Origin of the sequence: Streptomyces curacoi, from assembly GCF_001513975.1 — a bacterium.
GTDB classification, from domain to species: Bacteria; Actinomycetota; Actinomycetes; order Streptomycetales; family Streptomycetaceae; genus Streptomyces; species Streptomyces curacoi.
Window position 1 is genome coordinate 12,543 of the sequence record NZ_KQ947998.1, and the last position, 24,721, is coordinate 37,263.

The window sequence follows — 24,721 nt, forward strand, 5'->3', positions numbered from 1 at the left end:
CTGCTAGACAAGGCTTCCTCGCGCCGCTCGTACGACGCGGAGCGCCACCATATCCGTTGCCGCACCCGGTACAGGACCTGCCTCCCTCATTCCTCCCAGGACCTGCTCCGCATCTCCATCCTCCTGCCTCCCTGGGGCACTCCACGCATCAGTAGGATCGACGACTACGCGAACGACGCCTACGCGAACGAGAACACGTCGCGGTACACGGGGGCGTCGGTGCCAGGACGTATCAATCGCTAAGGATGAGTGCATCGGTGAGCGTCGTCATCATCAAACGGCCACCGCGGACAGTGCCCCCGGCCGTCCCGGACGGCGAGGTCAAACTCGAGACGCCGCCCGAGATTCCGCGCGAGGGCGACGACAGCATGCTGATGAACATGCTGCCCATGATGGGCATGCTGGGTTCCGTCGCCTTCTTCTTCACAGCCGGCCAGTCCTACATGAAGGTCGTCGGCGGGCTCATGCTCGCCTCGACACTGGCGATGATGATCGCCCAGTTCGCCAAGGCCCGGCAGGGCCCCGGCGCAGGCATGGCCCAGGACCGGCGTGACTACTTCCGCTATCTGGAGCAGGTCCGCAAGGACGTGCACAAGACGGCGGAGCTGCAGCGGCGCAGCCAGCTGTTCCAGCACCCCGACCCGGAGCAGCTGTGGGCGGTGGCGGCGGACAGCAAGCGGCTGTGGGAGCGGCGCCCGACCGACGGGGACTTCGCCTCGGTACGGATCGGCCGCGGCATCCAGCAGCTGAGCACTCCGCTCGTCGCCCCGGAGACCGCCCCCAAGGACGAGCTCGAACCGCTGACGGCGGCGGCGATGAAGGCCTTCCTCGACGCGCACGGCAGTCTGCACGACCTGCCCGTCGCCGTCTCGCTGCGCGCCTTCTACCACGTGACGGTCTGCGGAGAAACCGACACGGTCTACGGCAACGCGCGTGCGGCCCTGGCCCAGCTGGCGACGCTGCACTCGCCCGAGGACCTGATGATCGCCGTGGTGGCGCACCCCTCCGCGACGCCGGAGTGGGACTGGATCAAGTGGCTGCCGCACAGCCAGCACCCGAAGGCCAAGGACGGAGCGGGTTCGACCCGGCTTCTCTTCGACGACCTCGGCGAGCTGGAGGAGGCGCTCGCGGACCAGCTGGACGACAGGCCCCGCTGGAACCGTGAGGCGACCCCCGTCTACGACCAGCCGCACCTGATCGTGGTGCTCGACGGCGGCACCGTGCCGCCGGACTCCGAACTCGCCAGCTCCGAGGGTCTCCAGGGCGTCACCTTCCTGGAGATCGCCCCCGGCGAGCTGGAGGAGGAGCTGCGCGCAGGTCTGACGATCTATGCCAAGCCGGACCGGATGCGGCTGTTCGTCGGCCACGAGTCCGCGTACACCGGCAAGCCCGACCTGCTGAACGCTGCGCAGGCCGAGTCCCTGGCCCGGCAGCTCGCGCCCTTCCGGGTCGGCTCCGCTGAGGAGGGCGAACCCCTCCTGTCCAACCTGGACTTCACGGACCTCATGGGCATCGGCGACGCGGGCACGGTCGACGTCTCCCGCACCTGGCGTCCGCGCACGCTGCACGAGCGGCTGCGGGTGCCGATCGGTGTCGGCGAGAACGGCGAACCGGTCATGCTGGACCTCAAGGAGGCCTCGCAGGAGGGCATGGGCCCGCACGGTCTGTGCGTGGGCGCCACCGGTTCCGGTAAGTCCGAGGTACTGCGCACGCTGGTGCTCGGCCTCGCGGTCACGCACTCGTCGGAGACGCTGAACTTCATCCTCGCGGACTTCAAGGGCGGTGCGACCTTCGCGGGTATGGCGGACATGCCGCACACCGCGGCCGTGATCACCAACCTGGCGGACGACCTCACCCTCGTCGACCGTATGCGCGACTCGATCATGGGTGAGACCCAGCGCCGTCAGGAGCTGCTGCGCTCGGCCGGCAACTACGCCAACCTGCACGACTACGAGAAGGCCCGGGCGGCGGGCGCCGCGCTGGAGCCGCTGGCTTCGCTGGTGATCGTGCTCGACGAGTTCTCCGAGCTCCTCACCGCCAAGCCCGACTTCATCGACATGTTCATCCAGATCGGCCGTATCGGCCGTTCGCTGGGCATCCACCTGCTGCTGGCCTCGCAGCGCCTGGAGGAGGGCAAGCTGCGCGGCCTGGACACCTATCTGTCGTACCGGATCGGTCTGCGGACGTTCTCCGCCGCCGAGTCCCGTACGGCGATCGGTGTGCCGGACGCCTACCACCTGCCGTCGATCCCCGGTTCCGGCTATCTGCGGTACGACACCGACACCATGGTCCGCTTCAAGGCGGCGTACGTGTCGGGGCCGTACCACGGTGAGGGCCCGTCCCGGGTGAGCCGCTCGACGCAGCTGCGGCCCGCGCTGTTCACGGCGGAGCACGTGGCGCTGCCCCCGCAGCCGGTGATCGAGGAGCCGGAGCCCGACAACCGGGTGGACGACGCGCTCGCCGACACCGTCCTGGACGTCCTCGTCAGCCGGATGGTCAACCAGGGTCCGCCCGCCCACCAGGTGTGGCTGCCCCCGCTGGAGGAGGCGCCCTCGCTGGAGCAGCTGCTCCCCCAGCTCGCCGTCACCCAGGACCGCGGCCTGACCGCGCCCGACTACACGGCGCTCGGCCGGCTCAACGTGCCGGTCGGCCTGGTGGACAAGCCGTTCGAGCAGCGGCGTGACGTCCTGTACCGGGACTTCGCGGGCGGTGCCGGTCACGGCCTGTTCGTGGGTGGTCCGCAGTCCGGCAAGTCGACGCTGCTGCGCTCGCTCATCTCGTCGTTCGCTCTCACGCACACGCCGTCCGAGGTGCAGTTCTACTGCCTGGACTTCGGTGGTGGCGGTCTGATCTCGATGGAGGAGCTGGCGCACGTCGGCGGGGTCGCCAACCGTCTCGACGCCGAGAAGGTGCGCCGTACGGTCAGCGAGGTCGAGGGCATCCTCAACACGCGCGAGGAGTACTTCCGCGCCAACAACGTCGACTCGATCCAGACCTACCGTCAGCGCCGGAACGCCGGCCAGCTGCCGGACCAGCCGTGGGGCGACGTCTTCCTCGTGATCGACGGCTGGGCCACGTTCAAGACGGACTACGAGATGCTCGAACCCACCGTCACCGAGATCGCCACCCGTGGCCTCGGTTTCGGTGTGCACGTGATCCTGACGGCGAGCCGCTACACCGAGGTGCGGCCCGCGCTCAAGGACATGCTGCAGAACCGCATCGAGCTCCGGCTCGGCGACCCGACGGAGTCGGAGATCGACCGCAAGGTCGCGCAGAACGTCCCCGCCACCGTCCCGGGCCGTGGTCTGACCCAGGACAAGCTGCACTTCATGGCGGCGCTGCCCCGCGTCGACGGCTCCTCGGAGACGGAGGACCTGTCGGAGGCGACGTCGATCCTCATCCGCGGCATCAACGACAACTGGCAGGGCAGCCACGCCCCGGCCGTACGGCTGCTGCCCACGATGCTGCCGGCGGACCGGCTGCCCAAGGGCTTCGAGCACCCGGACCGCGGTGTCGCCATCGGCATCGACGAGTCGTCGCTGTCGCCGGTCTTCGTCGACTTCGAGACGGACCCGCTGTTCATCGTGTTCGGTGAGAGCGAGTCCGGTAAGTCCGCGCTGCTGCGGCTGCTCATCAAGCAGATCACCGAGCGCTACACGCCGGACCAGGCGAAGATCGTCATGGGTGACTACCGGCGTGCCCACCTGGAGGGCGTGCCCGACTCGCACCTGTCGCGGTACTGCGCGTCGGCGCCCGCTCTGTCGGAGACGCTGGAGGGTCTGGCCGGTTCGATGAGCCGCCGTATGCCCGGTCCGGACGTCACGCCCGAGCAGCTGCGCAACCGCAGCTGGTACAGCAGCCCGGACGCGTTCGTCATCGTCGACGACTACGACCTGGTGGCGACGGGCGGGAACCCGCTGTCCCCGCTCCTGGAGTACCTGCCGTTCGCCCGTGACATCGGTCTGCGCATCATCATCGCGCGTGCCTCGGGCGGTGCGAGCCGGTCCCTGTACGAGCCGATCATGCAGCGGATGCGTGAACTGGGCGCCCAGGGCGTCGTGCTCTCCGGCGACCGCACGGAGGGTCAGCTGCTGGGCAACATCACGGCGACGCAACTGCCGCCCGGCCGTGGCTACTTCCACACGCGTCGACGCGGTGGGCAGCTCATTCAGACGGGCTGGCTGCCGGCCCGGTTCTGACGATCGGGGTCGGTCCAGCCGGAGGGGCGGTATCCGTGTGGGTACCGCCCCTTCGCGTTGCCTGCCCCTCTGCGGTACCGGTGAGGGGTGGGGCTCGTGGGGGTGCCACCGCTAAGGTGGCGTTGCTGCTGAAAAGACGAGCCACGGGGGGCAGTTGTGCCGTCGGAATACATGGACTCCGATCCCGCGGTCCTCAAGACCGAGGGCTTCCACATGTTCAATGTCGGCGTGGACTTCGCCAAGGCCGTGAAGACCCTCAAGGCCGGACTGACCGGACTGGAGAAGGGCGACACCCCGCCCTGGGGTGACGACGACATCGGTGAGAAGTTCGGCGTCGTCTACGAGGGCCTGCGCGACGGCATGTACGACTCGATGGGCAGCCTGGCGGAGCGGATCGCCGGGATGGGGGTCGCCTTCACCAAGATGGGCGTGGCGCACGAGCTGAACGAGGCCGAGCAGGAAGCCATCTGGCAGAAGACGATGTCCGAGTACGACGGTCAGGTGCAGGTGCCGTCCGGAGCCGTGCACGCCACGCTGCGGCCTCGCCAGGACCTCTGATCCGCAACGGACACATCGGGTCCACCGACGCAAGTAGGGTGAGGACCACACGTCGTTCGCACGTCAGGAGAGGCCCAGCGGCATGACCGAGGCACGCAACAACGAGGCCGGGACTCAGGCCGAGGACATCAAGGCGCGCAAGGAGCGGGAGCGGGACGAGCTGTACGCCCTCGACATCTCCGGAGTCGAGTGGCACTGCGCGCCCGGTACCGAGGCGCACGAGGAGCGAGTCGAGATCGCGTACCTGCCGGAGGGCGCGGTGGCCATGCGGTCGTCGCTGGATCCCGGTACCGTGCTGCGGTACACCGAGGCGGAGTGGCAGGCGTTCGTACTCGGGGCGCGGGACGGGGAGTTCGATCTGGAGCCGGCGCCGCACAACGGGGGTGTGGCGGCCGAGTAGGTCGTCTGCGGGGGTGTTCTCAGCGTGTGGGGCGGGGTTGTCCGCTCACCCCACGGCCGGCTCCCACGGCCGCCTCGGCCTCGGAGGAGTCGCCCGGCTCCTCCGGCTCGACGCCTAAGATCGGCGTCGTACGCGAAGCGTCCGTGATGGCGGAGGACGGGGACCCATGGCCGACTCGACCGAGGACTACGCACCGCACCCCCACATAGGCGGCCGGGTCGCCGCCCTGCGCGCGCTCGCCGCGTGGCGCGCGGCCGCGCCCGGCGCTCCACGCGTGGTCGTACTCACCGGCAGCTCCGGCAGCGGGCGTTCGCACCTGCTCACCGGGTTCCTGATGCTGTGCGAGCCGGAGTACCGCAAACGGCTGCCGCTGGACCGGATGGATCCGTCGACGGTGCCGCCGGAGCTGCCGGCTCCGGCGGTGCCGGCCCCCGCGGGGTTGACCGCGGCCCAGGTCCTGTGGCTGCTCGCCGACCATTACGCGCTCGACGCCACCAGTACGGACGGCGTGTTCGCGAAGCTGGCCGCGCTCGATGAACCGGTGACCGTCGTCGTACCGGATGTCGACCGGGCCGGGCCGATCCGGGCCGCGGGCGAGCCCGCACGGCTCGTACGGGAGGTGCTCGCCCCGCTCGCCGCCACCGAGACGGTCCGGCTGCTGGCCGAGGTGCCGCGTCCGCTGGCCGCCGAGCTGGCCGACGGTCCGCCGACCGGCACCGTGCAGGTCATCGATCTCGACGCACGGGAGTGGGCCGACCCGGAGGTTTCGGTCCTGTATGCCCAGGCCGCGCTCAACCCGGAGTTCGGGGCGCCCGAGCTGCCGTTCACCGTCGATCCCGCCGTACGTCTCGCCCTGGGAGCGGCCATCGGCCGCCGGGCGGGGACCAGTCCGCTGGTCGTCCAACTCGCCGTCCACTGCGCCCTGATGGCTCCGGAGGGCTTCGACCCGGCCGACGAGAGCCTGTTGCCGACCTCCGTCGGTGAGGCCCTCGACCTGCATGCCCGGCGGCTCGGTGCCGACCCGCGGACGCTACGGCTGCTGCTGGCACCGCTCGCCCTGGCGGAGGCCGACGGGATCCCGGTCCAGCTGTGGGGGCGGCTGGTGAGCGCGGTCGCCGGGCGGGACATGAGCGAGGCGGTCGCGGGCGGGACGCTGCTCGTGAGGCCGTTCGTGCAGCACGAGGAGCAGGAGGACGGCGGGCGTACGCTGCTGCGGCTGCTGCACCCGGCCGTCGGGGACGAGATCCGCGCCGGCCTGGAGAACGTCCGGGGCGCTCAGACCCAGATCGCCATGGCGCTGCTGGAGGCCGTGCCGGAGCAGGACTGGAGCAGGGCCGACCCCTACGTGCGCAACCACATCGCGGGCCACACGCTGGAGGCGGGCCTGCTGCCCCAACTCCTCATCGACCCGGGGCTGTTCGTTCACGCCGACCCGGTGCCGCTGCGCGCCGCCGTCGAGGCCGTACCGGTCGAGGAGCTCGGGGCACCGGCCCGTACGTACCTGCGTACGGCGCCCCTGCTGACCCGCACCCAGGCACCCGCCAGGATGCGCGCCGCGCTGCTGGAGACCGCGTTCGTCGAGGACGGGCTGCCCGAGTACGCCGAGGCCGTTCACCGTCGGCTCGGGCTCGGCATCGAGCTGCCCTGGCAGACGCTGTGGAGCCTGCCCGTCGGCGGCATCAGCGCCGTGACCGTCGGCAGCCTGCCGCAGCCCGAGGGGCCGGCCATCCCGGTCGCCGTTCTCGTCGTACCCGCGGGCACGCCCGGGGCGCAGCCGGTCGGCGAGCGGGGCGACGGGGCCTGGGCCGGGAGTGACGGGGCGGGGTCCGCGGGGGCGGGCTGGGCGGGCGACGGGTCGGGGTCCGCGGGGGCGGATTGGGCGGGCGACGGGTCGGGGTCCGCGAGGGCGGATTGGGCGGGCGACGGGTCGGGGTCCGCGAGGGCGGATTGGGCGGGCGACGGGTCGGGGTCCGCGAGGGCGGGCTGGGCGGGCGACGGGTCGGGGTCCGCGGTGCTCGTGCACGGGCTCGTACAGCCCGGTCTCCTCGGTGGCATCGACCCCGCTCGGATTCTGCGCCCCTCCGAGGACGAGCGGGCCGCTGCCCCGCTGGAGCTGAGCCGGGGCGCGGACTACCTGCGGGTCCGGGAGCGGGCGAGTCAGGAGGTCGTCGCCGCGCTGATCTCCGACACACCCTTCATCGCCGCAGACCTCTCCCCCGACGGCTTCCTGCTCGTCGCCACTGAGCGCGGAGCCAAGTGCCTCCGCATCCTCCGGGCGGACCCGGCGATAGCCTCGTAGGCACGTGTACGACATCGTCGCGCCTGCCTGCTCCGCACGTCCGCCCTTCGTCCCGCTTCCCCGGCAACAAGGAGAAATGCCCCGTGACTTCGGACCACCCGGCACCGCCCACGACCGCTGAGCAGGCCATCGACATCGTGCGCAGCCGGTATGCGCAGCCCGAGCTGCCGGACGGCACCCCTGCCGAGCTGCGCGCGGAGGAGTTCGACATCGGCTACCTGGTGTACGCGGTGTTCCCGCCTGTCACGGACGCCGCCGGGCGGCCTCAGCCCGCTCCGCCCGGGGGCAGCAAGATCGTGGTCTCGAAGGAGACCGGCGAGACCGTCACCGTCCCCAACTACCCGACCGAGACGGCCATCGCGCTGTACCGCAAGCAGCGCCAGTCGTGACTCGTACGTCGAGCGCGTGATCAGTAGAGCGAGAAACCGCCGCTGTGGCGCCCCTGGTTCTTCTTTCCTTCCTGCGGGGACTGGTTCCTGGAGCTGCTGGTGTCGGACTGCCCGGAGGAGGCGTTTCCGCTCGCCGGTGTCTCTCCGTGCCTGATCTGGTCGCGCTCCTCCTCCGACAGCGACTCCCACTTTCCACGCAGGGACGCCAGGCCTCCGCCCAGGGCTCGGGCCACCGCGGGGTCGTCCAGGGCGTCGCGCAGGGCGAGGCGGCCGGAGAGCATCCTCTTGGCCGCCTCCTGCAGGTCCTTGCTGACGCCGTCGGTCTCGGTCAGCTTGCGCAGGGCGGAGTTCAGGGAACGAATCTGTTCCGGTTCGAGCGCCTCGTCCAGCACACCGCGGTCCGGCGAAGGACCGTCCGGGTCCGGGGAGTTCTCGGGTCGCCTGGTCATGTCGCCGCTCCTCGTCTCTCCTCGCGTCTCGACACCCGCAGTATCTCCCGTCGCGTACGGGTGCCATGACACCCGGCGGCGGTCCGGCTGACGCCGGACGGTAGCCTGCGCCGGTCAACTTCGCGTTGTTCTTTCCTCTTCCAGTCAACTACGGGGTCTTGCAGGCATGTCGACGCCTCCGCCGCAGTACCAGAACCAGCCGCCGTACGGGCAGCAGCCGCCTCCCTATGGGCAGCAGCCGTACGGATACCCCCAACAACCGCAGCAACCGCAGGCTCCGTACGGATATCCGCAGCAGCCCCAGCCGCAGCCTCCGCGCGGACCACAACGCCCCCAGCCGGGCGCCCTGTTGCGGGCTGTGAAGTCCGGCGTCATCGTCCTGGCGGTGTTCGGCGCCGTGGGCTACTGGGTCTGGGACTACAACACCAGCCCCACCGGCGGCAAGGCGAAGGCAGAGGCGTCGGCGTCGGCGGCTGCCGAGGAGGCCAAGACGCACGAACCCGAGGTCGGCGACTGTGTCAAGGTCGCGGACCCGCAGGGCAACCCGGTGCCCACGATCGTCGGCTGTGGCTCGTCCGAGGCCGAGTACAAGATGGGTGCCCTGCTGCCCGGCCAGGGCCAGGAATGCAGTGCGGAGTACGACTACGGCATCCAGCACTACGACCGCCGGGGCTTCGACTACACGATGTGCTTCACCAAGGTCTGACCGGTCTTCGGCTCGCTGACCGAGAACAGGCCGCCGCCCGCTGCTGTGGGCGGCGGCCTGTTCGGGCTGACTATGGGGGTGGGGTGGGTCAGGGCAGCGCATCCGCCAGCGATGCGCCCGCCGCCGCGAGAATGATCGCCATCATGGCCCAGCGGGTGCGTGCGCGCCGTGCCAACTCCACACTGAGAGCGGCGGAAGCGAGGGACAGGCCGTACACCGCGGTCCCCATCCCCGTCGGCGTACCGCTGTTCAGACGTCCCGCGATCACGAAGAGGCAGACCAGCGCCACCAGCGCTCCGGCAGCCATGAGGCCACCGCGAGCGCTCCGGGCCTGCTGCGACCGCTGTCTCGCGAAACCCGGATCCGATTGCCCATGGAAACTCGCCGTGAGTTCGTCCACGCCGGGCCGGGCCGACTCGCCCTCGCCGCCTCGCACCTGCATCTGTACCTGTCCCTGTCCCTGTTCCCCGCCGCGTTCCCGGCCGTCCATCGTCATGCCGAGGCAGCGTAGGTGAACGAGGCAGCGTAGGTGAATTCGCTAAGCTCACGCACCATGTTGCCTTCGCACACGCCCTCCCCCGCGCCGGATGCCACGGTCATACGGACCGGCCGCCGCGGTGCCATGGTCGGACTCCCCTGTTCCGTCCTCCTCATCGCGATGGGCGCCGTCGGAGTCCTCGGTGCCGTCGTGATTGCCACCGGGAACCAGAAGGGCGAATCCACCCCCGCCGGATTCGCTGGCCTCGGGTTCATGTTGGCGCTGGGCGCGCTCGGCGTATTCCTCTTCGTCATCAACTGGGCGAACCGCAGGACGAGGATCCTCGTCGACCACACCGGCCTGTGGATCGACAGCGGAAAGCTCCGGAACGTCATCCCCTGGCAGACCCTCGCCGGGGTCGGCCTGTACTGGAGCAAGTTCGGCCGCCAGAACGTCTACTCCCTGGAGCTGTTCCCCACCGGCCCCGTCGACCGTGACGACCCGGTCCTGTGGACCCTGGTCCGCGACGAGGAGCCGTTGCATCCGAACCTGCCCCGCCTGCGCTACCGCGTCCCCTTCCCCGCCGGCTGCCGGGAGCAGGTCGTCACAGCGGTCCAGCAGTACGTCCCGCACATCTGGCTCGGCGAGTCCGAGCGCGCGCAGGGGCACGTGGGCCGACCCGACGTGAAGGGACACAAGGAGCGGACTCGGGGCCGTACTCAGTGACGCAACGGCTGTGACGGGTCAGCAGCCACTCGGACCAACCGTCCGCTGCTCGCACCAACGGTCCCGGCCTGCAACGAATTTGTGACAGCAACCCTCTGAAGTTGCCTACTGGTGACTCCGTAAGCTGTCGGCACGGCTGTGCATCTGTGTGGCTTCCCTTGAGGAGTGAGGGAGTTGTACGGCCGTGAAGTCCGACGGGGGTGCTTGCTGCTGTGGCGATGATGTTGCCGGACGAGCTCGAGTGGGTTCTCCAGATGCTGGGCTATCGCTGGCCCACGGCGAACGAGGACAAGCTCAGAGACTGCGCCACCATGTGGCGGGACTTCGGCGACACCGTCACCGAGCTGCACACCAAGGCGAACGGCAGCGCCCGTCAGGTGCTCGCCCACAACGCCGGCGAGTCGATCGACAAGTTCACCAAGACCTACGAGAAATTCGACGGCGGGGGCGGCTCCGACGGCTACCTGCGCAACGCCGCCCAGGCCGCCTACCTCATCGCGAACGTCCTGGAAGCCTGCGCCTATCTGGTCGAGTTCGCCAAATGGGCGGTGATCGCCCAGCTGATCGCCCTGGCCATCGAGATCGCCGCCGCCCACGCCGCCGCGCCCTTCACCTTCGGCCTGTCCGAGGTCGCCGGCCTCGGCGCCACCCAGGTCACCCGCCTGATCGTCCGACGCCTCCTGGACGAGCTCAAGCAGGCGATGATCGACGCGCTCATCGAGACGATGAAGGAACCCGCGATCTCGGCCGTCGAGGCGATGATCAGCGACCTCATCCGGCAGACGGTGAACGTCGGCTTCGGCGCCCAGGAGGGCTACGACATCGGCGCCACCATGAAGGCCGGCGGCGAAGCGGGCCTCGACGCCCTCAGGCAGAGCCCGCAGACCTTCGCCGAGGGCGTCCGCGACAGCCTGGGCCAGAAGGCCGGCAGCCGGGCCCGGGACGCGATCGACAGCCGTCTCGACGGGTACGACGGGCCGTCGGGGTTGTCGGGGGGCGACATCGGCGGTGACGGTGTCAGCGGCAAGGACGGGGGCAGCGACTCCGGGTCGGGGAGCTCCAACTCCTCTTCATCCGACTCCTCTTCATCCGACTCGCCCTCCTCCAACTCTTCGTCATCCGATACGAGTTCATCGGGGGCGGACTCCTCGACCTCGACGCGCAGTGGCAGCGGGCCGGGTGTGAATATAGGCGGCGGGATATCCGCCGACACCGGCGGCAACGACATCGGCGCCCCGGATGTGGGCCCGGGCCCCGGCCCCGGCTCCGGCTCCGGTTCCGGTTCTGGTTCCGATTCCGGGAGTCCGTCCTCCTCGGACAGCCCGTACTCGCGGCCGACGCCCTCTCTGTCAGGGCCGTCCCTGTCGGACTTCGACGACCCCTCGTCCGGCGGAGCCTCCCCCGGTGGTGCGGACTCCAACGGTTCGTCCGGCACTCCGAGCACATCCGGCCCCTCGCACTCCGGCAACGGCAACCCCGTGTCCGGCCTGTCGTCCCCGAGCCCGCAGTCCGCGCCCACGCCCGCGTCGTCCGGCGGTACGTCGTCCTCGCCGGGGGGCGGTTCGATCGGCACCCAGATCGACGGCCTGGCCGCCAGCGCGCCCACGCAGTCCAACGCGGCGCCGACGCCGACGACGGCCGACCCGTCTCCCGCCGGTACCGGCGGCCGTTCCGACGGCGGCTCGGCCATGCCGACGTCGCCCATGGCACCTTCCACCGGGGGTCCTGCTCCGGGCACGCACCACGCCCCGAGCGCCTCCGGCGGCACGCAGTCCGCGACGAGCCCGAATCCCAACTCCGGCCCGGCGAGGAATGCTCCCGTCGGCACGCCCGGCACGCCCTCCACCACGGGGACGGGGCCTGCCTCGACGCCGAGCCCCACCGCGTCCTCGACGACGCCACGGACAGCGCCGTCGTCGACGCCCTCGCAGACGCCGGATCCCCGCATATCCGGCTCCGACGGCCGGACCCCCGGTACGGCGGACAGTCGCGTACCGAACCAGAGCACTCCGGGCACGTCGCCGGGGGACCGCACGCCGCCTCGGAACACCCCGGGCACGACGCCGGGCGACCGCACCCCATCCCGGGACACCCCAGGCACGACGCCGGGCGACCGCACCCCATCCCGGGACACCCCAGGCACGACGCCGGGCGACCGGACGCCGCCCCGAGACAGCACCGGCTCCACGCCCAGCGACCGCACCCCGAACCGGGACAACACCAACACCACGCCCGGCGACCGCACCCCGCCGCGTAACAACGCGGACCCGACCGGCGCCCGTACGCCCGGCCAGAACCCGAGTCAGACCACCCCGAACCAGAACACGGCCCAGTCGTCGCCTCCCAGGACCCCGTCCCCGTCCCCCACCACTCCGACGACCCCGCCTTCCACCTCTCCCAACAACAACCCTGACCGAGCCTCGACGCCGAGCAACAACGCACAGAGCCCGTCACCACAGCACGGCCGCGCTCACGCTCCCGACACGTCGCCCACGCCCAGCACTCCGCACCAGCCGAGCGCCGGCACCGGCTCCACCCCGCCGCGGCCTCACCAGCCCGCCGGCAACACGCCCAACACCCCGCCCAACCCGAACCCGCACCCCAATCCGAATCCCAACCCGAACCCCACCGCCCCGCAGCAGCCGGCCGCACAGCCCCACAAGCCGGAAAGCACGCCGTCCGACCGGGACCGGCAGAACCAGCAGCAGCAAGTGACGGTGGTCCCGATCCACACGGTCGTCACGACCCCGGGCTCCTCGCAGTCACCCTCACACGCGGACCCTGCCACGCCTCAGCACCCGGGGTCGCCCCAGGCCACGCCCAGCGACTCCAACCAGAACCACCCCCAGCAGGACAGCCTGGACGACATCCGCGCCGACCTGGACCACCAGCCGGGAGGTCTGTCCCAGCCCGACCCCGCCGATCAGCAGGCACTGGTCGACGCGGTCCCGCACAACGAGGACGGCACCCCACAGCGCTTCCCCGACCCCTTCGGCCCGTGGGCCCAGCTCCAGAACGACGGCGGCAACACGGTCCCCGGCCGCAGCAACAACTGCGCCGACTGCTCCCGCTCGTTCCTGGAGACCTGGTACGGCAACCCACAGGTCTCGGCACCACGCACCGTCGACCTCGACGAGAACGGCAAGCACAACCCGTTCACCCCCGAGGACAACGCGAACGACAACCAGATCCGCTGGACCGGCGCCGCCCACACCTACGCGGGCCCCGGCGGCGACCCCGACACCGCCAACACCATCGCCTCCACCCTCCAGCAGGCCGGCCCCGGCTCGGCAGCCATCGTCCAGGTCGACTGGCCCGGCGGAGGCGGCCACGCCTTCAACGTCGTCAACCACAACGGCAAGATCGTCTGGATCGACACCCAGAGTGGTGAGGTCAGCGACAAGCCCCTCCACATCGACAAGGCGGCACACGTCTGGCACATCCCGCTGGACGCCGACCGGAACCCCATAGACACCAGCCAGTCCGACGACAAGGGCTCAGAGGACTCCAAGAGCCAGAACGACGAGGCGCAGGACCAGAAGGGCGACGCGTCACAGCCGGAGAACTCCGAAGACAACGGGCAGCCGCACAACGACCAGAACCCGCAGAACGACGCCTCGGGCGACACCCCGAAGCAGGGCGACGACACCGACACGGGAACGGCAGACCAGGCAACACCGGACGACCAGTCGCCCGAGGCCTCCTCGGAACAGCACCGCCCGTCCCCGGCCGAGAGGCCGAGCACGCCGGACCCGCAGTCACTCCCGAACGAGGCGACCCGCCCCGACGAGGAGGGCCGCGCCGCCGAGGAGAGCCGCGCCGCCGACAAGGAATCCCAGCAGCCGACCGCGACGACGGAGAGCCAGTCCCGGCCGGACGCCATTTCGGAACACCGGCAGCCACCTGTCCACACCGCATCCGACAACCCCGGCGACGGCACGCCGGACAAGGCCACGACCCCCACCCGCCCTGCGACGGACGCCCTGAACGACCCGACGACCAACCGGGACACACGTCAGCAGACCACCACACCCTCGGACCCGCGCACGTCCATTCCACAACAGCGCACCATGGACCCGCGCACTGCAGATCCCCGCACCACGGACCCGCGCACGTCGGACCCCCGTACTTCAGATCCGTACCGGGACACCTCCACGCAGAAGAAGCCGGAAACCCACGAGCGCTCCGAGCATCTCGGAGATCCGCGGTCGGAGACACCGGACAAGGACCGGTTCGAAGCCCCGGACCAGACACGGCCCGAAGGCCCGAGCCCGTCGCCGACAAGCGACCACCGCAACCGCGCGGACAACACGGTCAAGGACTCCGCTGTTCCCACGCGCGAAAACCTGCCGGACGGCAGGACCGCCGATGCGGCCGGCTACGTCAAGGACTCCGTCGACGGAAAGAAGCCGCTCTACGGCGACATCGCGGACGAAGGCGCTACGGACACCGCCCGATCCGATTCGGAGGACGCCTCCCCTCCGCGCGGACCCGCCGAACCCGGCGCCGGCAACAACGAGGACAAGAAGGCGTTCATCCGCAGGATGGTCGACTTCGCCAATGAGAGCAGGGAGAACCGCGAGAAGTACTGGCGCAAAGACGGCCAGCGTTTGAGCCTGGACGACAGAGTCGACGGCAAGGAGCTTCCGCAGCTCAAGCGGGATCCGGATTATCCCGACGACCCCGACAAGTTCATCGCGGCCAGCGACGTCCCACCTCCAGTGCAGCCCGACTACATGCCCGAAGAGACGCACCCGCCGGTCAGCCTGGGCCGCAACGACGGCGTCGTCACTCCCGAGAATCTTGCTGCCCTCGACGCGGAGACCAACGACCGCGAATGGACACTTCAGGCCGACCGGATCACCGAGTCCGTCAAGCTGCAGGCGAAGGAGGACCATGGCGAGGACTCGGAGGAATACAAGGCCGCCAAGCGCGTCTACGCGGATACGCATTCCGCGGTGCGGGACATCGGTGAGAGCCATGGCGAGATGGCGGCACTCCATCATGCGATGGCCACCGAGCATCCCGAGTACGTCCTGGTCGACATACCGCGGACCGGTAATGGCAGCGATCAGTTCGACCAGATCTATGAGGACCCGAACAATCCCGGCCATTACATCGTGGTCGAAGCCAAGGCTCCCTCTGGTCAGCTCGGTCCACGCACTGGCCATTCCGGCCAGAAGGTAATGCAGGGGACCAGGGAATACTTCGAAACCATCTACATGCTCATGCAGGAAGGCACCCCGGAACAAAAAGCAATTGCCGACAAGCTGGAGACCGCCTACGAACTCGGGAACGTCCAGTACGTACTGGTGCAATCCAAGGTCGAGCCCGATCCCGAAGCCAACGAGGCGGCCAACAACGGCAACACCGAGGGTGGTTACGTCGGCGACGAAGGACCGCGTGAACGCAAGAGGTACGGTGGAGTCTCGATGGAGTACTTCGACATCCGGAAGCCGGAGGACAGGCAGGAATGACTACACAAGTGACACGTCACGAGGTGCCTGCCGACCGTGTGTCCAGCGTCCAAGAACTCGTTGATGACACAGAGGCACGTGTCCGGAAGCTCGAATCCATGCCCAGTACGTTCAACACAGGGCTGAACAGGGCACTGGCGAACGCCAAGAGTCATTGCGCCCTTGACCCTCGTGCCGCCCGGATCGAGACCTGGGAAGCCTGGGTCGCGGCCATGCAGATCGGGTCCGCACTGTTCCGGGCCGCCACTTCATCGGAGCCCACCGTGGAATGCCTGATCTCGGGCAAGCCGCGGACGATCCGCTCCACGGGCCCGCAGTCACCCGCCAACGCGGGCAACTGGCTCACTGCCTTCTACTTGGCGCTCATCTGCCGCGAACGCGGACGTCTCACAGAGCTGAGCAACGTCCCGATCTCGCTGCTGCGCGAGTCCGGAGCGGTCTTCGACGAGTACATCTACGACTGGGTCGACACCCTTCAGACCTACTGGAAGCGGGGCCCCGACGTCGGCGACAAGTTGGTGGCCGCAATCAATGGCACGAATCCGGAGGCGTTGCAGTTCGCCGACCGCAGCCTGATGTTGCGCATCCTGTACCCCCCGCTCAACTTGTTCTACCGCCTGGTCCTGGGCGACGGCGAGCGCTTCAACGTCGAGCTGGTGAAGGCCTTGGAGTGGCACAAGGAGTACTGGACGGCGGAGGAGTCCACGGCGGCACAGGTCAGCGGCCTTGTCGCACTGGGTCCGCTCGCCATGGCCTGCCTCGCACACGACGGGGGAATCCCCGTCGAGGTGGAGTCCGGCTACATCCCCAAGTACTTGCTGGAAGGCGGCCGCGTCGGCGACTTCCCCACCTGATCTCCGACATGGGCTGCCCCGGTGCACTTCGCCGCGGGCGTCGGCCCATTTGTCGCGGATGGCCCGACGACCTCGACGAGTGGGGCGACGTCCAAGTGCGGCTCACCGCGGATGACGTTCGCCCGCCGTCGCGGCACGAAACCCCATTGAGGCCTATCCATGACAGCAGCCATCGACACGCTCGTACGGAACCTTTCGGTCAGGGACCGCACCGTACGCGGCGCCGCGCAGGACGCCCTGATCGCCCTCGGGCCTCAGGGCATCGACCAGCTTCTGCCCTACACCCTCGACGGCGAGCCAAGTAGCCGAAGGCGTGCCGTCCGGTCCGTCATCGAACGCATGGGGGACGAGGCGCTCCCGCGCCTCCGTGAGATCCGCCGCGAGGGTCCCGGCCGGCTGCGCAGCAGTGCTCTGGCGATCCTGGTCGATCTGGGCGGCGTGGACGCGCTCGACGAGATCGACCGGCGTGCCGTGGAGCGCCTCATACGGATCAAGATCCTCGACGAACGCCCGGTGGAGGTCCCGATGGAAGCCGGTCGCTGGCTGGCCTTCCCGGCGGACCGGCTCGACGACGCCGTAGCCGCTCTCGGCCTGCACGACCTTCGACCGATCACCACCGTCATGGGCGTGGCCGCCGCCACCAAGGCGACCGACTCCCTTGAATTCCAGGATTCCCAGGGCAAGACACACAGGGCCTACCGCATCTTCATCACCCCGGAATTCGAGAATTCCTACGCGGAGGGGCAGTTCAGGAACTGGCGCATGTTGTGGGGAAACTCGTTCCTGGACGAACTCGACGGCTTCCGGCTGGCGAGGGAACTCAGCGAGCGATGCGGTGAGGCTCACTTCTACATCCTCGATCCCTACAACTCCGCGGAGAACTGGTACGTCGCCCGCGACGGTCGCACGGTGCGCAGCTACGGCACCTACGACTACCCGCAGTTCGCAGGAGAGCCCCTGCCCTTCGAGGCCTGGTACATGGAGAACGCCGACGAGGACGAGGCAGAGGAGTACGCCGAAGGCGTTCCCGATGCGTGCAAGGCAGCGGACAACCTCTCGGTCGAACCGGGCCCCCAGCTCGCGGAGGACACCCACGGCCACGGCTGGCTCGCCACCACTCACCCCGACATACCCAACTGCCGCTTCAAGGGCGCCCTGCCCGTCTGATGGAGTCAGCACATTCAGCCATGAGCTCAGCGCATTCAGCCATGAGTATCGAGGTGCCCAGCCCTTCGCCGGTAGCGGCCGAGCAGGCTCTGACCGAGTTGGTGGAGTGGCAGAACAGGCGGATGGTGCACCGCTTCACCCTTGAGCTGGCCGTGACCGGGCCGCCTGAGGGGTCTCATCGAACGAGACCTGCCCGATGCCAGGCTCTTCCACCGGAACTTGGTGGTCACCCTCCAGTCGGCCACCGGCCGGGAGCGAGCAGAGCAGCAGCTCGTCGGTACGGACGCCGACGCGCTGCGGGCGCTCGCCCTGGCCGAGGTGCGCCGGGCACCACTGGCCGTCTGGAAGGCGCTTGCGCAGGCGTTGGAATCGCACACCGGCCGAGCCGTCGACGCCACCGCCGCACTGCGGTCCGCCGACGAGTTGCTCGACGCGGGCGGCGACGGCTGGGTCTCCTTCCGGGATGAGCGCGTCGCCGAATCCCTCCGCCACGCCACCGACCCCGACGTCGTACGCGCAGTGAGCCTGGCGTTCGTCGACTGGCTACGCAACCAGCCCGCCACCGGCGCGACGGGCCGGTATCGGGCGCAGGGGCTGGCCATGCACGCCGTGCAGGCGGGACGGTTCGGGGAGACCGCAGCCGACATCGCCGCCGCCGGACAGCGACTTCCGTGGCGAGTGCGCTGGGCGCACTGGCGGCCACCGGGCGCGCTGAGCGCAACGTTCATCCGGCCCGGCCCTTTGGACCGGCCCCTCGTCGCCCCTGATGAGTACAGCCCGGGCGAACAGCCGTAGTCGCACAAGGCGACTGGGACCGGCGGAATCGCGTCTGGGACGCCGAGACCGGCGAGCCGCTCGCCGGTCCGTGGCCGGACGCCGTACCCGCGCCCGGCATGCGGGAGCCGCTCTGGCTTGCCGACACCGACCGTGCTGTCACTCCCGCATGGGTCGACCTGACCGAGTACGACTCCTTGAGCCCTTCCTTCATTTCCGGTCAGGCCACAGTGGGCGACGTCACGGTGGTCACCGGCCTCGGTGGCATCTTCGCCGTCGAATCCAACGGCTCCACGGAAGCACCCGTACTCAGCGCGGTTCACGGCGAGCCGATGTTCGACGACGACAACTTCGTCTGTGCCCTGCAGGAGAGAACGCGGGAGCCCCGGGGCGCATACCACCCTGACCTCTTCGAACCGGGCGTCGTGCGCCGCCTGCCCGCCGACAGGCTCCCCGAGGGCGTGACCGACGCGGCCACGCGCCGCACCCTCACCGAGCTCGGCCTGCCCGCCTTCGAGGTCGAGATGAGGCTCGTGGCCTTGGACGAGCAGGGCCTGCCTCAGCTGGACACCGAGAGCATGCCGGGCGGCGCCCTGCAGGGGGCGTACTACAAGATCGGCGTGTGGGGCGGTGGCGAAGTGATACTCCACGGCTCCACGGGCAAGGTCTTTCTGCTTTCCACCGGCTTTTCGCGCAGCGCGGGCTACGACGACGAAGAAGGCGTAGAAGGCGTCGGGAACTGCGGCGGGCACTTGGACGGCCGACCTCGACGAGACCGACTGACTGACCGACTGACCGACTGACCGACTGACCGACTGACCGACTGACCGACTCTGAAGGATGAGCGTGATCAGCGTTCCGCGTCATGAATTCCCGACGGCGGCCCTGCCCCAGGTACTGCAGAGCCTGCAGGCAGAACTTGAGGACGAGCTCGACGACCTTCACGAGGACCCCGAGTGGTTCGGCATGGCCCTGAGCACGGCGATTGACGCCCTCAACGGCCGCTGCTCCGGGGACCCCAAAGCCGACAAGGTGGAGACCTGGGAAGCCTGTGTCACCGCGATGCAGATCGGCCACGCCCTCTTCGTCGCGGCCCTCGCCACGACACCGACCTTCGAATGCCAGGTCGACCACAAGAAGCACGTCTTCCGTTCCGGCACCTGGCCCTGGGCTCACGCAGGGAACTGGCTCACGGCCTTCTGGCAAAGTGCCCGTTTCCCTGCTGCGCGAAGCCGGCGGCTTCGACGAGTACGTCTACGACTGGGTCGAAGCGCTCCAGGCGTACTGGCTCAAGCGGCCGGAACTCGGCGACAAACTGCTCGCCGCGGTGGACGGCACCGACCCGGAGGTGCTCCGGCCCGCCTCACGAAGCGCCGTACTGAACATCATGTACCCGCCCATGATCCTCCTCACCCAACTGGTGCGTGGCGACCAGGAGAGGTTCAACACCGACCTGGCCAAGACCATCGAATGGCACAAGGACTACTGGACCCGGGACGAGGAACGGGCGCGCGATTCCGACGGCCTCATCGCCCTGAGGCCCCTGGCCATCGCCTGCCTGGCCCTGGACTCGGGTTTCACCATCGAGGTCGAGTCGGAGTACCTGCCCAAGTACCTCCTCGACGGCGGCTGGTACGGCGAGTTCCCCACATAGGCGACGCACCGGTCAGCCACCATCCGAGTGACGAACTCCCCCGCTCAATCTGTTCTACCGCTTGCTCCGAGGCGACGCCGACCGCTTCAACGTTTCGAACTGGTCAAGGCCCTGGAGCGGTGCCTCGCCCAAGACAGCGGCATCACCACCGAGGTGGAGTCCGGCTACCTCCCCGCGCTAGAAGCCGTCCACACCCAGTTCCGTGATCCCTGCGTAGAGCCAGCTCCACATCATGCCGCTGGGCGTCTCCGCGTCGAACAGGCCCGGAGACAGCTCCTCCACCTCATCCAGGAACACCTGCGCCACCGCTTCCTGGTCCTCCTCCACCGGGTACGGATGCCAGCAGGCATTGCTGTAGCGGTACACGGCCTCAAGGACGCGGATGAAGACGTCGAGGTCCGGTGCGAGCGGCACAAGCGTCTCGTCCGTGGGTCCTTCCAGCCGGCTCCATATGTGGACGGACCCGTCCCGGCGGTGCAGGTACAGCTCGCCGTAGTCGCACATACCGAAGGCGATCAGATCCGCGGCGACCACGCCGGCGGGCAGGCCGTCCTCGGACACGTCGCCGTCGGCCGGAGGGCGCATGGCGTCGGCCGAACGGGCCTCGTACTCGGCCTGGTGGCACACCCACCACTTGGGAAGGCCGACGTCCCGCAACAGCCGCCTGCTTCCCGCGTGTTCGAGCCCCGCGGGCAGGGCGCTGTCGGGTATGCGCAGCACGTGCCGCTGTCCGAAGGCGTCGTCGACCCGCGCCGCGGTCAGCGGACCGGTCGGCCGCCGCCGCACCGGTGCCGGGCCGGGAGGCGCTTCTTCGGACGACGTGACGTCCATCCCTTCACCGCGCGGCCAGTCGCGCAGCACCTCCGCGTCCGTCTCGATCACGGCCAGTCCGTGCATGTCCTCAACGAGGTACCGGGTCCTGCCGCCCTCGACGGCGAAGGCGACCGCCTCTGGCCAGCTCTCCGGGGCGCTCAGCTCCCAGTCGTACAGCCGGGGCGCGTTGCGCACCTTCGGCGCCAAGGGCGCTTCCGCCAGCGTTCCTTCGTCCCGGACCGTCACCCTCCGGCCCGTCTCCACGTCGAGCCAGATCGAGCCCCGGTGATCGACCACCTCGACGATCTCCGTCCCTTCGTACAGACGGCGATGAACCTGGTAATAGTCGCCGTTCAGGCTCGGCAGGGACGGGAACCAGTTCGCCGGCCGCCACCACGCCCACACCGTCCGCCACGGCATCCCCGGCTCGGCCTTCGCGATCTGCTCGGCGTACTCCTCATGACCGGTCGCCTGCGCCGCGAAGTGCAGCCAGGAGGCGAACTCGGCCGACGGCACCTCCACGCCACCGAAGATCGCCTCGGCCTGCAGGAAGACCTCGGCCCCTACGCTCTCCGCGACCTTCGCGGCGGCGACGATGTGCCCGCGCACCGCCGCGCGGTCAGCGGCCAACAGCCTTGCGGGGTCGGCCAGTACGTCGTCCAGATGGTGACTCATACGGCCATCCTGTCAGCCACCACTGACACCGGTGACGAGTGCCCGGTGCCGCTGCCCCGTGCCCCATGGGACGATTCCCAGAACGGAAGGCGGAGTTCAGCGGGAACACCGCTTCACGCACGCCGCCCCGGCTCCGACGGCCACCTCCCGATCTCACTGATAGCTTGCTGCTCTTGTCATTTCACTCCGTGGGAAATCAATGAGTCAGCCGCCGTTCCAACCGCCTCCGCCGCCGTCGCAGCCACCGCAGAACTCCTACAACCCGTACAACCAACCCGCCCCGCCGCAGCAGGCCCCGGGGTTCGGCCCGCCGCCCGCCGCCGGGCAGCCCCCGATGCCGGCCGGGCCGCCGCCGGTCCCTGGCCAGCCCCCGATGCACCCGGGCACGGCACCGGCCCCGGGACAGCCGCCGATGCAGCCGATGCAGCCCATGTACGCCGCACCGCCCTTCCAGGCCCCCTTCGGGCAGCAGCCGCGCTCAAGCGGCCATCCGGTCGGCGCGGCCTTCCTCGCCTTCTTCGTCTCGGTCATCGTCTCGATGCTCTACAGCGGCCTCATCCTGCTGACGTACAAAGACCTCACGCTCACCACGGCCAACACCCTTTACCTGGGCCATGCGTTGATCAACGGAGCGATTGTCGGCACCTTGGTCGGCGCGGTCGGTCACCGCAGCCATGGCGCCTGGAGCGCCGGGGTCGTCATCGCCGCACTTGGCGCCTTCTTCGGCTACACCAACGCCTGGCCGCTCATCGTCGCCGAGAGCCAATCGCCCGCTGCCGTCTGGGATCTATTGGGGTACGACATCTTCTTGCCGGCCAAGGCCTGGTGGAAGGACGAATCCGCCGGAGGAGTCGACTGGTTCTCACCGCTCGGCCTCGTGGTCGCCGCAGCCGCCGCTTGGGGCCTCGCCTACCTCACGGGTAACAAGCGCGGACGGGTATGACTTCTCGCCAGATGCCGGTCCGGGCCACCGCGTGGTTTGCGGCCGGGCAGCTGGCATCTGGCCCGCCGAGGACGAGGAGCCGCCTTCGGGCATCGGCCGTCAGCCAGCTTCAGACAGAGCCTTCAATCAGCCTGCCTCAACGGAACGCCGCGCTGTCACCGATGCCCGCCAACGCTCCCCCGATACAGGTGACCGCCATCGCCCAGCGGGTCCGGCCGATCCGGGCCAGCACGAAACCCCAGCCGCTGAGGGCCGCGCCCACGGCATACAGAGCGACCCAGGCACCTACCACGTCGCCCCCAACGAGGCGTACGACAGTCAGGACCAGGCAGATGACGGCGACCAACCCGGGCAACACCGCGTACACACCACGTGCCTGCCGCGCATCGCGCCGACTGTCCTCGGCGAGCCCCTGTCGGTCCTGAGCCTGGAACTGCGCGCGCAGCTCGTCCGCGCTCACCCCGGACGACCGCGGCTGCCCGCCCGTCTCATCCGGCCTGTTCGTCGCCTCGCCGCCATGCGTTGTCATGGCAGCGGAGCTTAGCGACCGAACGCACCCCTGCTTTCGTGCGCCCAGCCGATCGCGTTACAAGCTCTCGAGGTACGCAAGTCCAAGCATCAACGGCAGTGAGGCGAGGGCGAGCCCGAACGCCGTGGCCGACATTCCCGTATGGATCTCTCGTTTGCCGCGGATCCCGAGATAAGCGGCGATCAGCGGAAGGACGCAGCCGACGAGGAAGCTGAAGTGCCAGCCGACATCCCCGATGAGGAATATCGTGAGGCCCCAGCAGGCCGGTACCGATCCGAGGCTCAAGTAGCACGAACGCGTGAGGAAGCGCTCGAGATCGTCGACCCCGCCGAAGAGACCCATGCCCCTGATCGCCTTTCTCCGCGTCTCCGCGTTCTCCGCGTTCTCCGCTGTCTCAGCTGTTTCCGCTGTTCTCGCTTTTTCCGCTACACCGCCTGGTGGTCGTAACCACCAGTACCCACCTGGGGAAATCCGTCCGCCGCCGAGAACCCGTTGACGGCCGCGGACATGGCCATGCCGAGCGCGCTCAGCGCCAACGCGAACTTGTCGAACGCCTGGGCCGCCTCGGCCCACATCTGCATGAGCCGGATGGCCTGCGCCGCGGCGAGCGCGAACATGGCCACGGAGGCGGCCTGCCCGCCGACGGGGATCGCGTTGACGGCCTGCGCCGCGAGCAGGTTGACCAGCCAGATGACGAGCAGGTCGCAGAACATCACCAGGAAGCCCTTAAGGAATTCCGCGAACTGGAACGCCATCTGCGCCGCCTGCGCGTAGCACTCTTGCAGAGACTTGAAGGTCTCCTTGATCTCGTCGAGTTTCTTGATGAACTCGTCGAAGTACACGGTGGCGGCGTCCGCGGCGTTGCCGTCCCAGCTGAGGCCGACGTTCTGATTTCCCTTGCGCACGTTGGCGGCCAACGCGTCGCAGAACGACGCGAGATTGCCCCATACGTCGGAGCAGTCGTTGTACTTGTTCCAGTCCCCGAAGACCCAGTTCGTGCAGACGCCGAAGGGGTCGAAGTCGAAGAGCAGTTTGGACGCCTCCACCGCCATCGCCGAGGGGCTGCCCAGGTCGAGGGCGCTGCCGAGCGTCTTCTGCACGGGGTTCATGTTGTACTCGTCCGCGTGACCCGACGCGTACTTGGCGAAGGGATTGGTGGGATCGCCCGGCGGCTTCAGCGTATCGACGGCGTCACTGGCGTCGGAGAAGTCCTGCGGGTCGCCGCCTGAGCCTCCGCCCGACACTTTGGACCCCGGATAGGTGGCGTCGAGTTTCGCCGCCTCGTCGCTGTCCGTCTCCCGGTAGTACTTGGCCGTGCCCGTGAGTTCCTTCTCGGACGCCTCCAGAACGCTCTTGATCTTCCCAAGCGCCTTCTTGGCCTCGCTCACATATTGGTCGTGGTCACCCGCGACGAGGTCCCAGGCCTCGCCGCCCACGGACTTTTCGATCTGCGCGTGATTGCCGGTGTACGAGACGGCCTGCGCACTGCCTTCCGCGGCACGCCCCACCAGCTTCGCGAAGCCGTCGATCGCACCCGGTTCCACACGGAAGTTCACTTCTCCCCCATCGCCTGCATCGGCTGATGCCGTCGGTGGTCCGGCCGCAGGACACGGCCATTCGCCACCACGTAC

20 protein-coding genes and 1 pseudogene are annotated in these 24,721 nt (G+C 69.1%); 15 read left to right on the forward strand and 6 right to left on the reverse strand.

Going from position 1 to position 24,721, the window contains the following annotated elements; genetic code table 11:
* Window positions 1-257: 257 nt before the first annotated feature.
* From eccCa to AQI70_RS35070, 5 genes are all read left to right on the forward strand, one after another.
* The gene (eccCa, locus tag AQI70_RS35050; RefSeq protein WP_062156481.1) at window positions 258-4,199 is read left to right on the forward strand and encodes a type VII secretion protein EccCa; all 3,942 of its coding nucleotides are present in this window, start codon (window positions 258-260) and stop codon (window positions 4,197-4,199) included.
* A 171-nt stretch (window positions 4,200-4,370) separates the two neighbouring features.
* Window positions 4,371-4,757, forward strand: a complete 387-nt coding sequence (locus tag AQI70_RS35055) for a hypothetical protein (RefSeq protein ID WP_062156482.1) — start codon at window positions 4,371-4,373, stop codon at window positions 4,755-4,757.
* Between the two features lie 82 nt (window positions 4,758-4,839).
* The gene (locus AQI70_RS35060; protein ID WP_062156483.1) at window positions 4,840-5,157 is read left to right on the forward strand and encodes a DUF397 domain-containing protein; all 318 of its coding nucleotides are present in this window, start codon (window positions 4,840-4,842) and stop codon (window positions 5,155-5,157) included.
* Window positions 5,158-5,323: 166 nt separating this feature from the next.
* Complete coding sequence (locus AQI70_RS35065; protein WP_062156484.1) at window positions 5,324-7,456, forward strand: hypothetical protein; 2,133 nt, start codon at window positions 5,324-5,326, stop codon at window positions 7,454-7,456.
* A gap of 83 nt (window positions 7,457-7,539) precedes the next feature.
* Entirely contained in the window at window positions 7,540-7,845 is a 306-nt protein-coding gene (locus AQI70_RS35070) for a hypothetical protein (protein WP_063801654.1), read from the forward strand.
* A gap of 20 nt (window positions 7,846-7,865) precedes the next feature.
* Here AQI70_RS35070 and AQI70_RS35075 read toward each other — a convergent pair whose 3' ends face one another.
* Window positions 7,866-8,294, reverse strand: coding sequence for a hypothetical protein (locus AQI70_RS35075; protein WP_062156485.1), 429 nt, complete (start codon window positions 8,292-8,294; stop codon window positions 7,866-7,868).
* Between the two features lie 166 nt (window positions 8,295-8,460).
* On the opposite strand from AQI70_RS35075, the gene AQI70_RS35080 reads away from it, so the two are divergent.
* Window positions 8,461-9,000 carry an LppU/SCO3897 family protein gene (locus AQI70_RS35080; protein WP_062156486.1) on the forward strand — a complete coding sequence of 180 codons (540 nt, stop codon included), beginning with the start codon at window positions 8,461-8,463 and terminating at the stop codon, window positions 8,998-9,000.
* Between the two features lie 88 nt (window positions 9,001-9,088).
* Here the strand turns inward: AQI70_RS35080 and AQI70_RS39325 are convergent, their stop codons facing one another.
* A complete protein-coding gene (locus tag AQI70_RS39325) occupies window positions 9,089-9,307 on the reverse strand; it encodes a hypothetical protein (RefSeq protein ID WP_159042736.1) in 219 nt (72 codons plus the stop codon).
* 66 nt (window positions 9,308-9,373) lie between these two features.
* Here AQI70_RS39325 and AQI70_RS39330 point away from each other — a divergent pair, with 66 nt between their 5' ends.
* The 8 genes and pseudogenes from AQI70_RS39330 to AQI70_RS38115 all read left to right on the forward strand — a co-directional run bounded on the left by AQI70_RS39330 (window position 9,374) and on the right by AQI70_RS38115 (window position 20,130).
* Window positions 9,374-9,511 (forward strand): hypothetical protein, encoded by a 138-nt coding sequence (locus tag AQI70_RS39330; RefSeq protein ID WP_159042737.1) that lies wholly within the window; start codon window positions 9,374-9,376, stop codon window positions 9,509-9,511.
* 42 nt (window positions 9,512-9,553) lie between these two features.
* Complete coding sequence (locus AQI70_RS35090) at window positions 9,554-10,204, forward strand: hypothetical protein (RefSeq protein WP_062156488.1); 651 nt, start codon at window positions 9,554-9,556, stop codon at window positions 10,202-10,204.
* Window positions 10,205-10,422: 218 nt separating this feature from the next.
* Window positions 10,423-15,681, forward strand: coding sequence for a toxin glutamine deamidase domain-containing protein (locus AQI70_RS35095; RefSeq protein WP_062156489.1), 5,259 nt, complete (start codon window positions 10,423-10,425; stop codon window positions 15,679-15,681).
* Between the two features lie 98 nt (window positions 15,682-15,779).
* Complete coding sequence (locus AQI70_RS35100; protein WP_244181965.1) at window positions 15,780-16,535, forward strand: immunity 49 family protein; 756 nt, start codon at window positions 15,780-15,782, stop codon at window positions 16,533-16,535.
* Between the two features lie 159 nt (window positions 16,536-16,694).
* Complete coding sequence (locus tag AQI70_RS35105) at window positions 16,695-17,702, forward strand: HEAT repeat domain-containing protein (protein ID WP_062156491.1); 1,008 nt, start codon at window positions 16,695-16,697, stop codon at window positions 17,700-17,702.
* 219 nt (window positions 17,703-17,921) lie between these two features.
* Window positions 17,922-18,497, forward strand: coding sequence for a hypothetical protein (locus AQI70_RS39335; protein WP_159042739.1), 576 nt, complete (start codon window positions 17,922-17,924; stop codon window positions 18,495-18,497).
* 98 nt (window positions 18,498-18,595) lie between these two features.
* Window positions 18,596-19,279: an SUKH-4 family immunity protein gene (locus AQI70_RS35115; protein WP_062156493.1), complete on the forward strand. Its 684-nt coding sequence runs from the start codon at window positions 18,596-18,598 to the stop codon at window positions 19,277-19,279.
* A gap of 259 nt (window positions 19,280-19,538) precedes the next feature.
* Window positions 19,539-20,130, forward strand: a pseudogene (locus AQI70_RS38115) (immunity 49 family protein).
* Window positions 20,131-20,307: 177 nt separating this feature from the next.
* Here AQI70_RS38115 and AQI70_RS35130 read toward each other — a convergent pair.
* Window positions 20,308-21,618 (reverse strand): SUKH-4 family immunity protein, encoded by a 1,311-nt coding sequence (locus AQI70_RS35130; protein ID WP_062156496.1) that lies wholly within the window; start codon window positions 21,616-21,618, stop codon window positions 20,308-20,310.
* 412 nt (window positions 21,619-22,030) lie between these two features.
* Between AQI70_RS35130 and AQI70_RS35135 the strand changes: the two genes are divergently transcribed.
* Window positions 22,031-22,561: a hypothetical protein gene (locus AQI70_RS35135; protein ID WP_244181966.1), complete on the forward strand. Its 531-nt coding sequence runs from the start codon at window positions 22,031-22,033 to the stop codon at window positions 22,559-22,561.
* Window positions 22,562-22,697: 136 nt separating this feature from the next.
* Here the strand turns inward: AQI70_RS35135 and AQI70_RS35140 are convergent, their stop codons facing one another.
* The 3 genes from AQI70_RS35140 to AQI70_RS35150 form a co-directional block, all read right to left on the reverse strand.
* Window positions 22,698-23,090: a hypothetical protein gene (locus tag AQI70_RS35140; RefSeq protein ID WP_062156498.1), complete on the reverse strand. Its 393-nt coding sequence runs from the start codon at window positions 23,088-23,090 to the stop codon at window positions 22,698-22,700.
* Window positions 23,091-23,147: 57 nt separating this feature from the next.
* Window positions 23,148-23,432, reverse strand: a complete 285-nt coding sequence (locus tag AQI70_RS35145) for a hypothetical protein (RefSeq protein ID WP_062156499.1) — start codon at window positions 23,430-23,432, stop codon at window positions 23,148-23,150.
* 83 nt (window positions 23,433-23,515) lie between these two features.
* Window positions 23,516-24,646 carry a type VII secretion target gene (locus AQI70_RS35150; protein ID WP_100246882.1) on the reverse strand — a complete coding sequence of 377 codons (1,131 nt, stop codon included), beginning with the start codon at window positions 24,644-24,646 and terminating at the stop codon, window positions 23,516-23,518.
* Window positions 24,647-24,721: the final 75 nt, after the last annotated feature.

What these genes read in the sequence shown, in the direction of transcription:
- AQI70_RS35065 (WP_062156484.1), top strand. Translation starts at nt 5,324, where the DNA reads ATGGCCGACTCGACCGAGGACTACGCACCGCACCCCCACATAGGCGGC.
- AQI70_RS35130 (WP_062156496.1), bottom strand. Translation starts at nt 21,618, where the DNA reads ATGAGTCACCATCTGGACGACGTACTGGCCGACCCCGCAAGGCTGTTG.
- AQI70_RS35095 (WP_062156489.1), top strand. Translation starts at nt 10,423, where the DNA reads ATGATGTTGCCGGACGAGCTCGAGTGGGTTCTCCAGATGCTGGGCTAT.
- AQI70_RS35060 (WP_062156483.1), top strand. Translation starts at nt 4,840, where the DNA reads ATGACCGAGGCACGCAACAACGAGGCCGGGACTCAGGCCGAGGACATC.
- AQI70_RS35090 (WP_062156488.1), top strand. Translation starts at nt 9,554, where the DNA reads ATGTTGCCTTCGCACACGCCCTCCCCCGCGCCGGATGCCACGGTCATA.
- AQI70_RS35140 (WP_062156498.1), bottom strand. Translation starts at nt 23,090, where the DNA reads ATGACAACGCATGGCGGCGAGGCGACGAACAGGCCGGATGAGACGGGC.
- AQI70_RS35105 (WP_062156491.1), top strand. Translation starts at nt 16,695, where the DNA reads ATGACAGCAGCCATCGACACGCTCGTACGGAACCTTTCGGTCAGGGAC.
- AQI70_RS39330 (WP_159042737.1), top strand. Translation starts at nt 9,374, where the DNA reads ATGGAAACTCGCCGTGAGTTCGTCCACGCCGGGCCGGGCCGACTCGCC.
- AQI70_RS35055 (WP_062156482.1), top strand. Translation starts at nt 4,371, where the DNA reads ATGGACTCCGATCCCGCGGTCCTCAAGACCGAGGGCTTCCACATGTTC.
- AQI70_RS39325 (WP_159042736.1), bottom strand. Translation starts at nt 9,307, where the DNA reads ATGGCTGCCGGAGCGCTGGTGGCGCTGGTCTGCCTCTTCGTGATCGCG.
- AQI70_RS35080 (WP_062156486.1), top strand. Translation starts at nt 8,461, where the DNA reads ATGTCGACGCCTCCGCCGCAGTACCAGAACCAGCCGCCGTACGGGCAG.
- AQI70_RS35135 (WP_244181966.1), top strand. Translation starts at nt 22,031, where the DNA reads ATGCAGCCGATGCAGCCCATGTACGCCGCACCGCCCTTCCAGGCCCCC.
- AQI70_RS35145 (WP_062156499.1), bottom strand. Translation starts at nt 23,432, where the DNA reads ATGGGTCTCTTCGGCGGGGTCGACGATCTCGAGCGCTTCCTCACGCGT.
- AQI70_RS35075 (WP_062156485.1), bottom strand. Translation starts at nt 8,294, where the DNA reads ATGACCAGGCGACCCGAGAACTCCCCGGACCCGGACGGTCCTTCGCCG.
- AQI70_RS35115 (WP_062156493.1), top strand. Translation starts at nt 18,596, where the DNA reads ATGCGGGAGCCGCTCTGGCTTGCCGACACCGACCGTGCTGTCACTCCC.
- AQI70_RS35100 (WP_244181965.1), top strand. Translation starts at nt 15,780, where the DNA reads ATGCCCAGTACGTTCAACACAGGGCTGAACAGGGCACTGGCGAACGCC.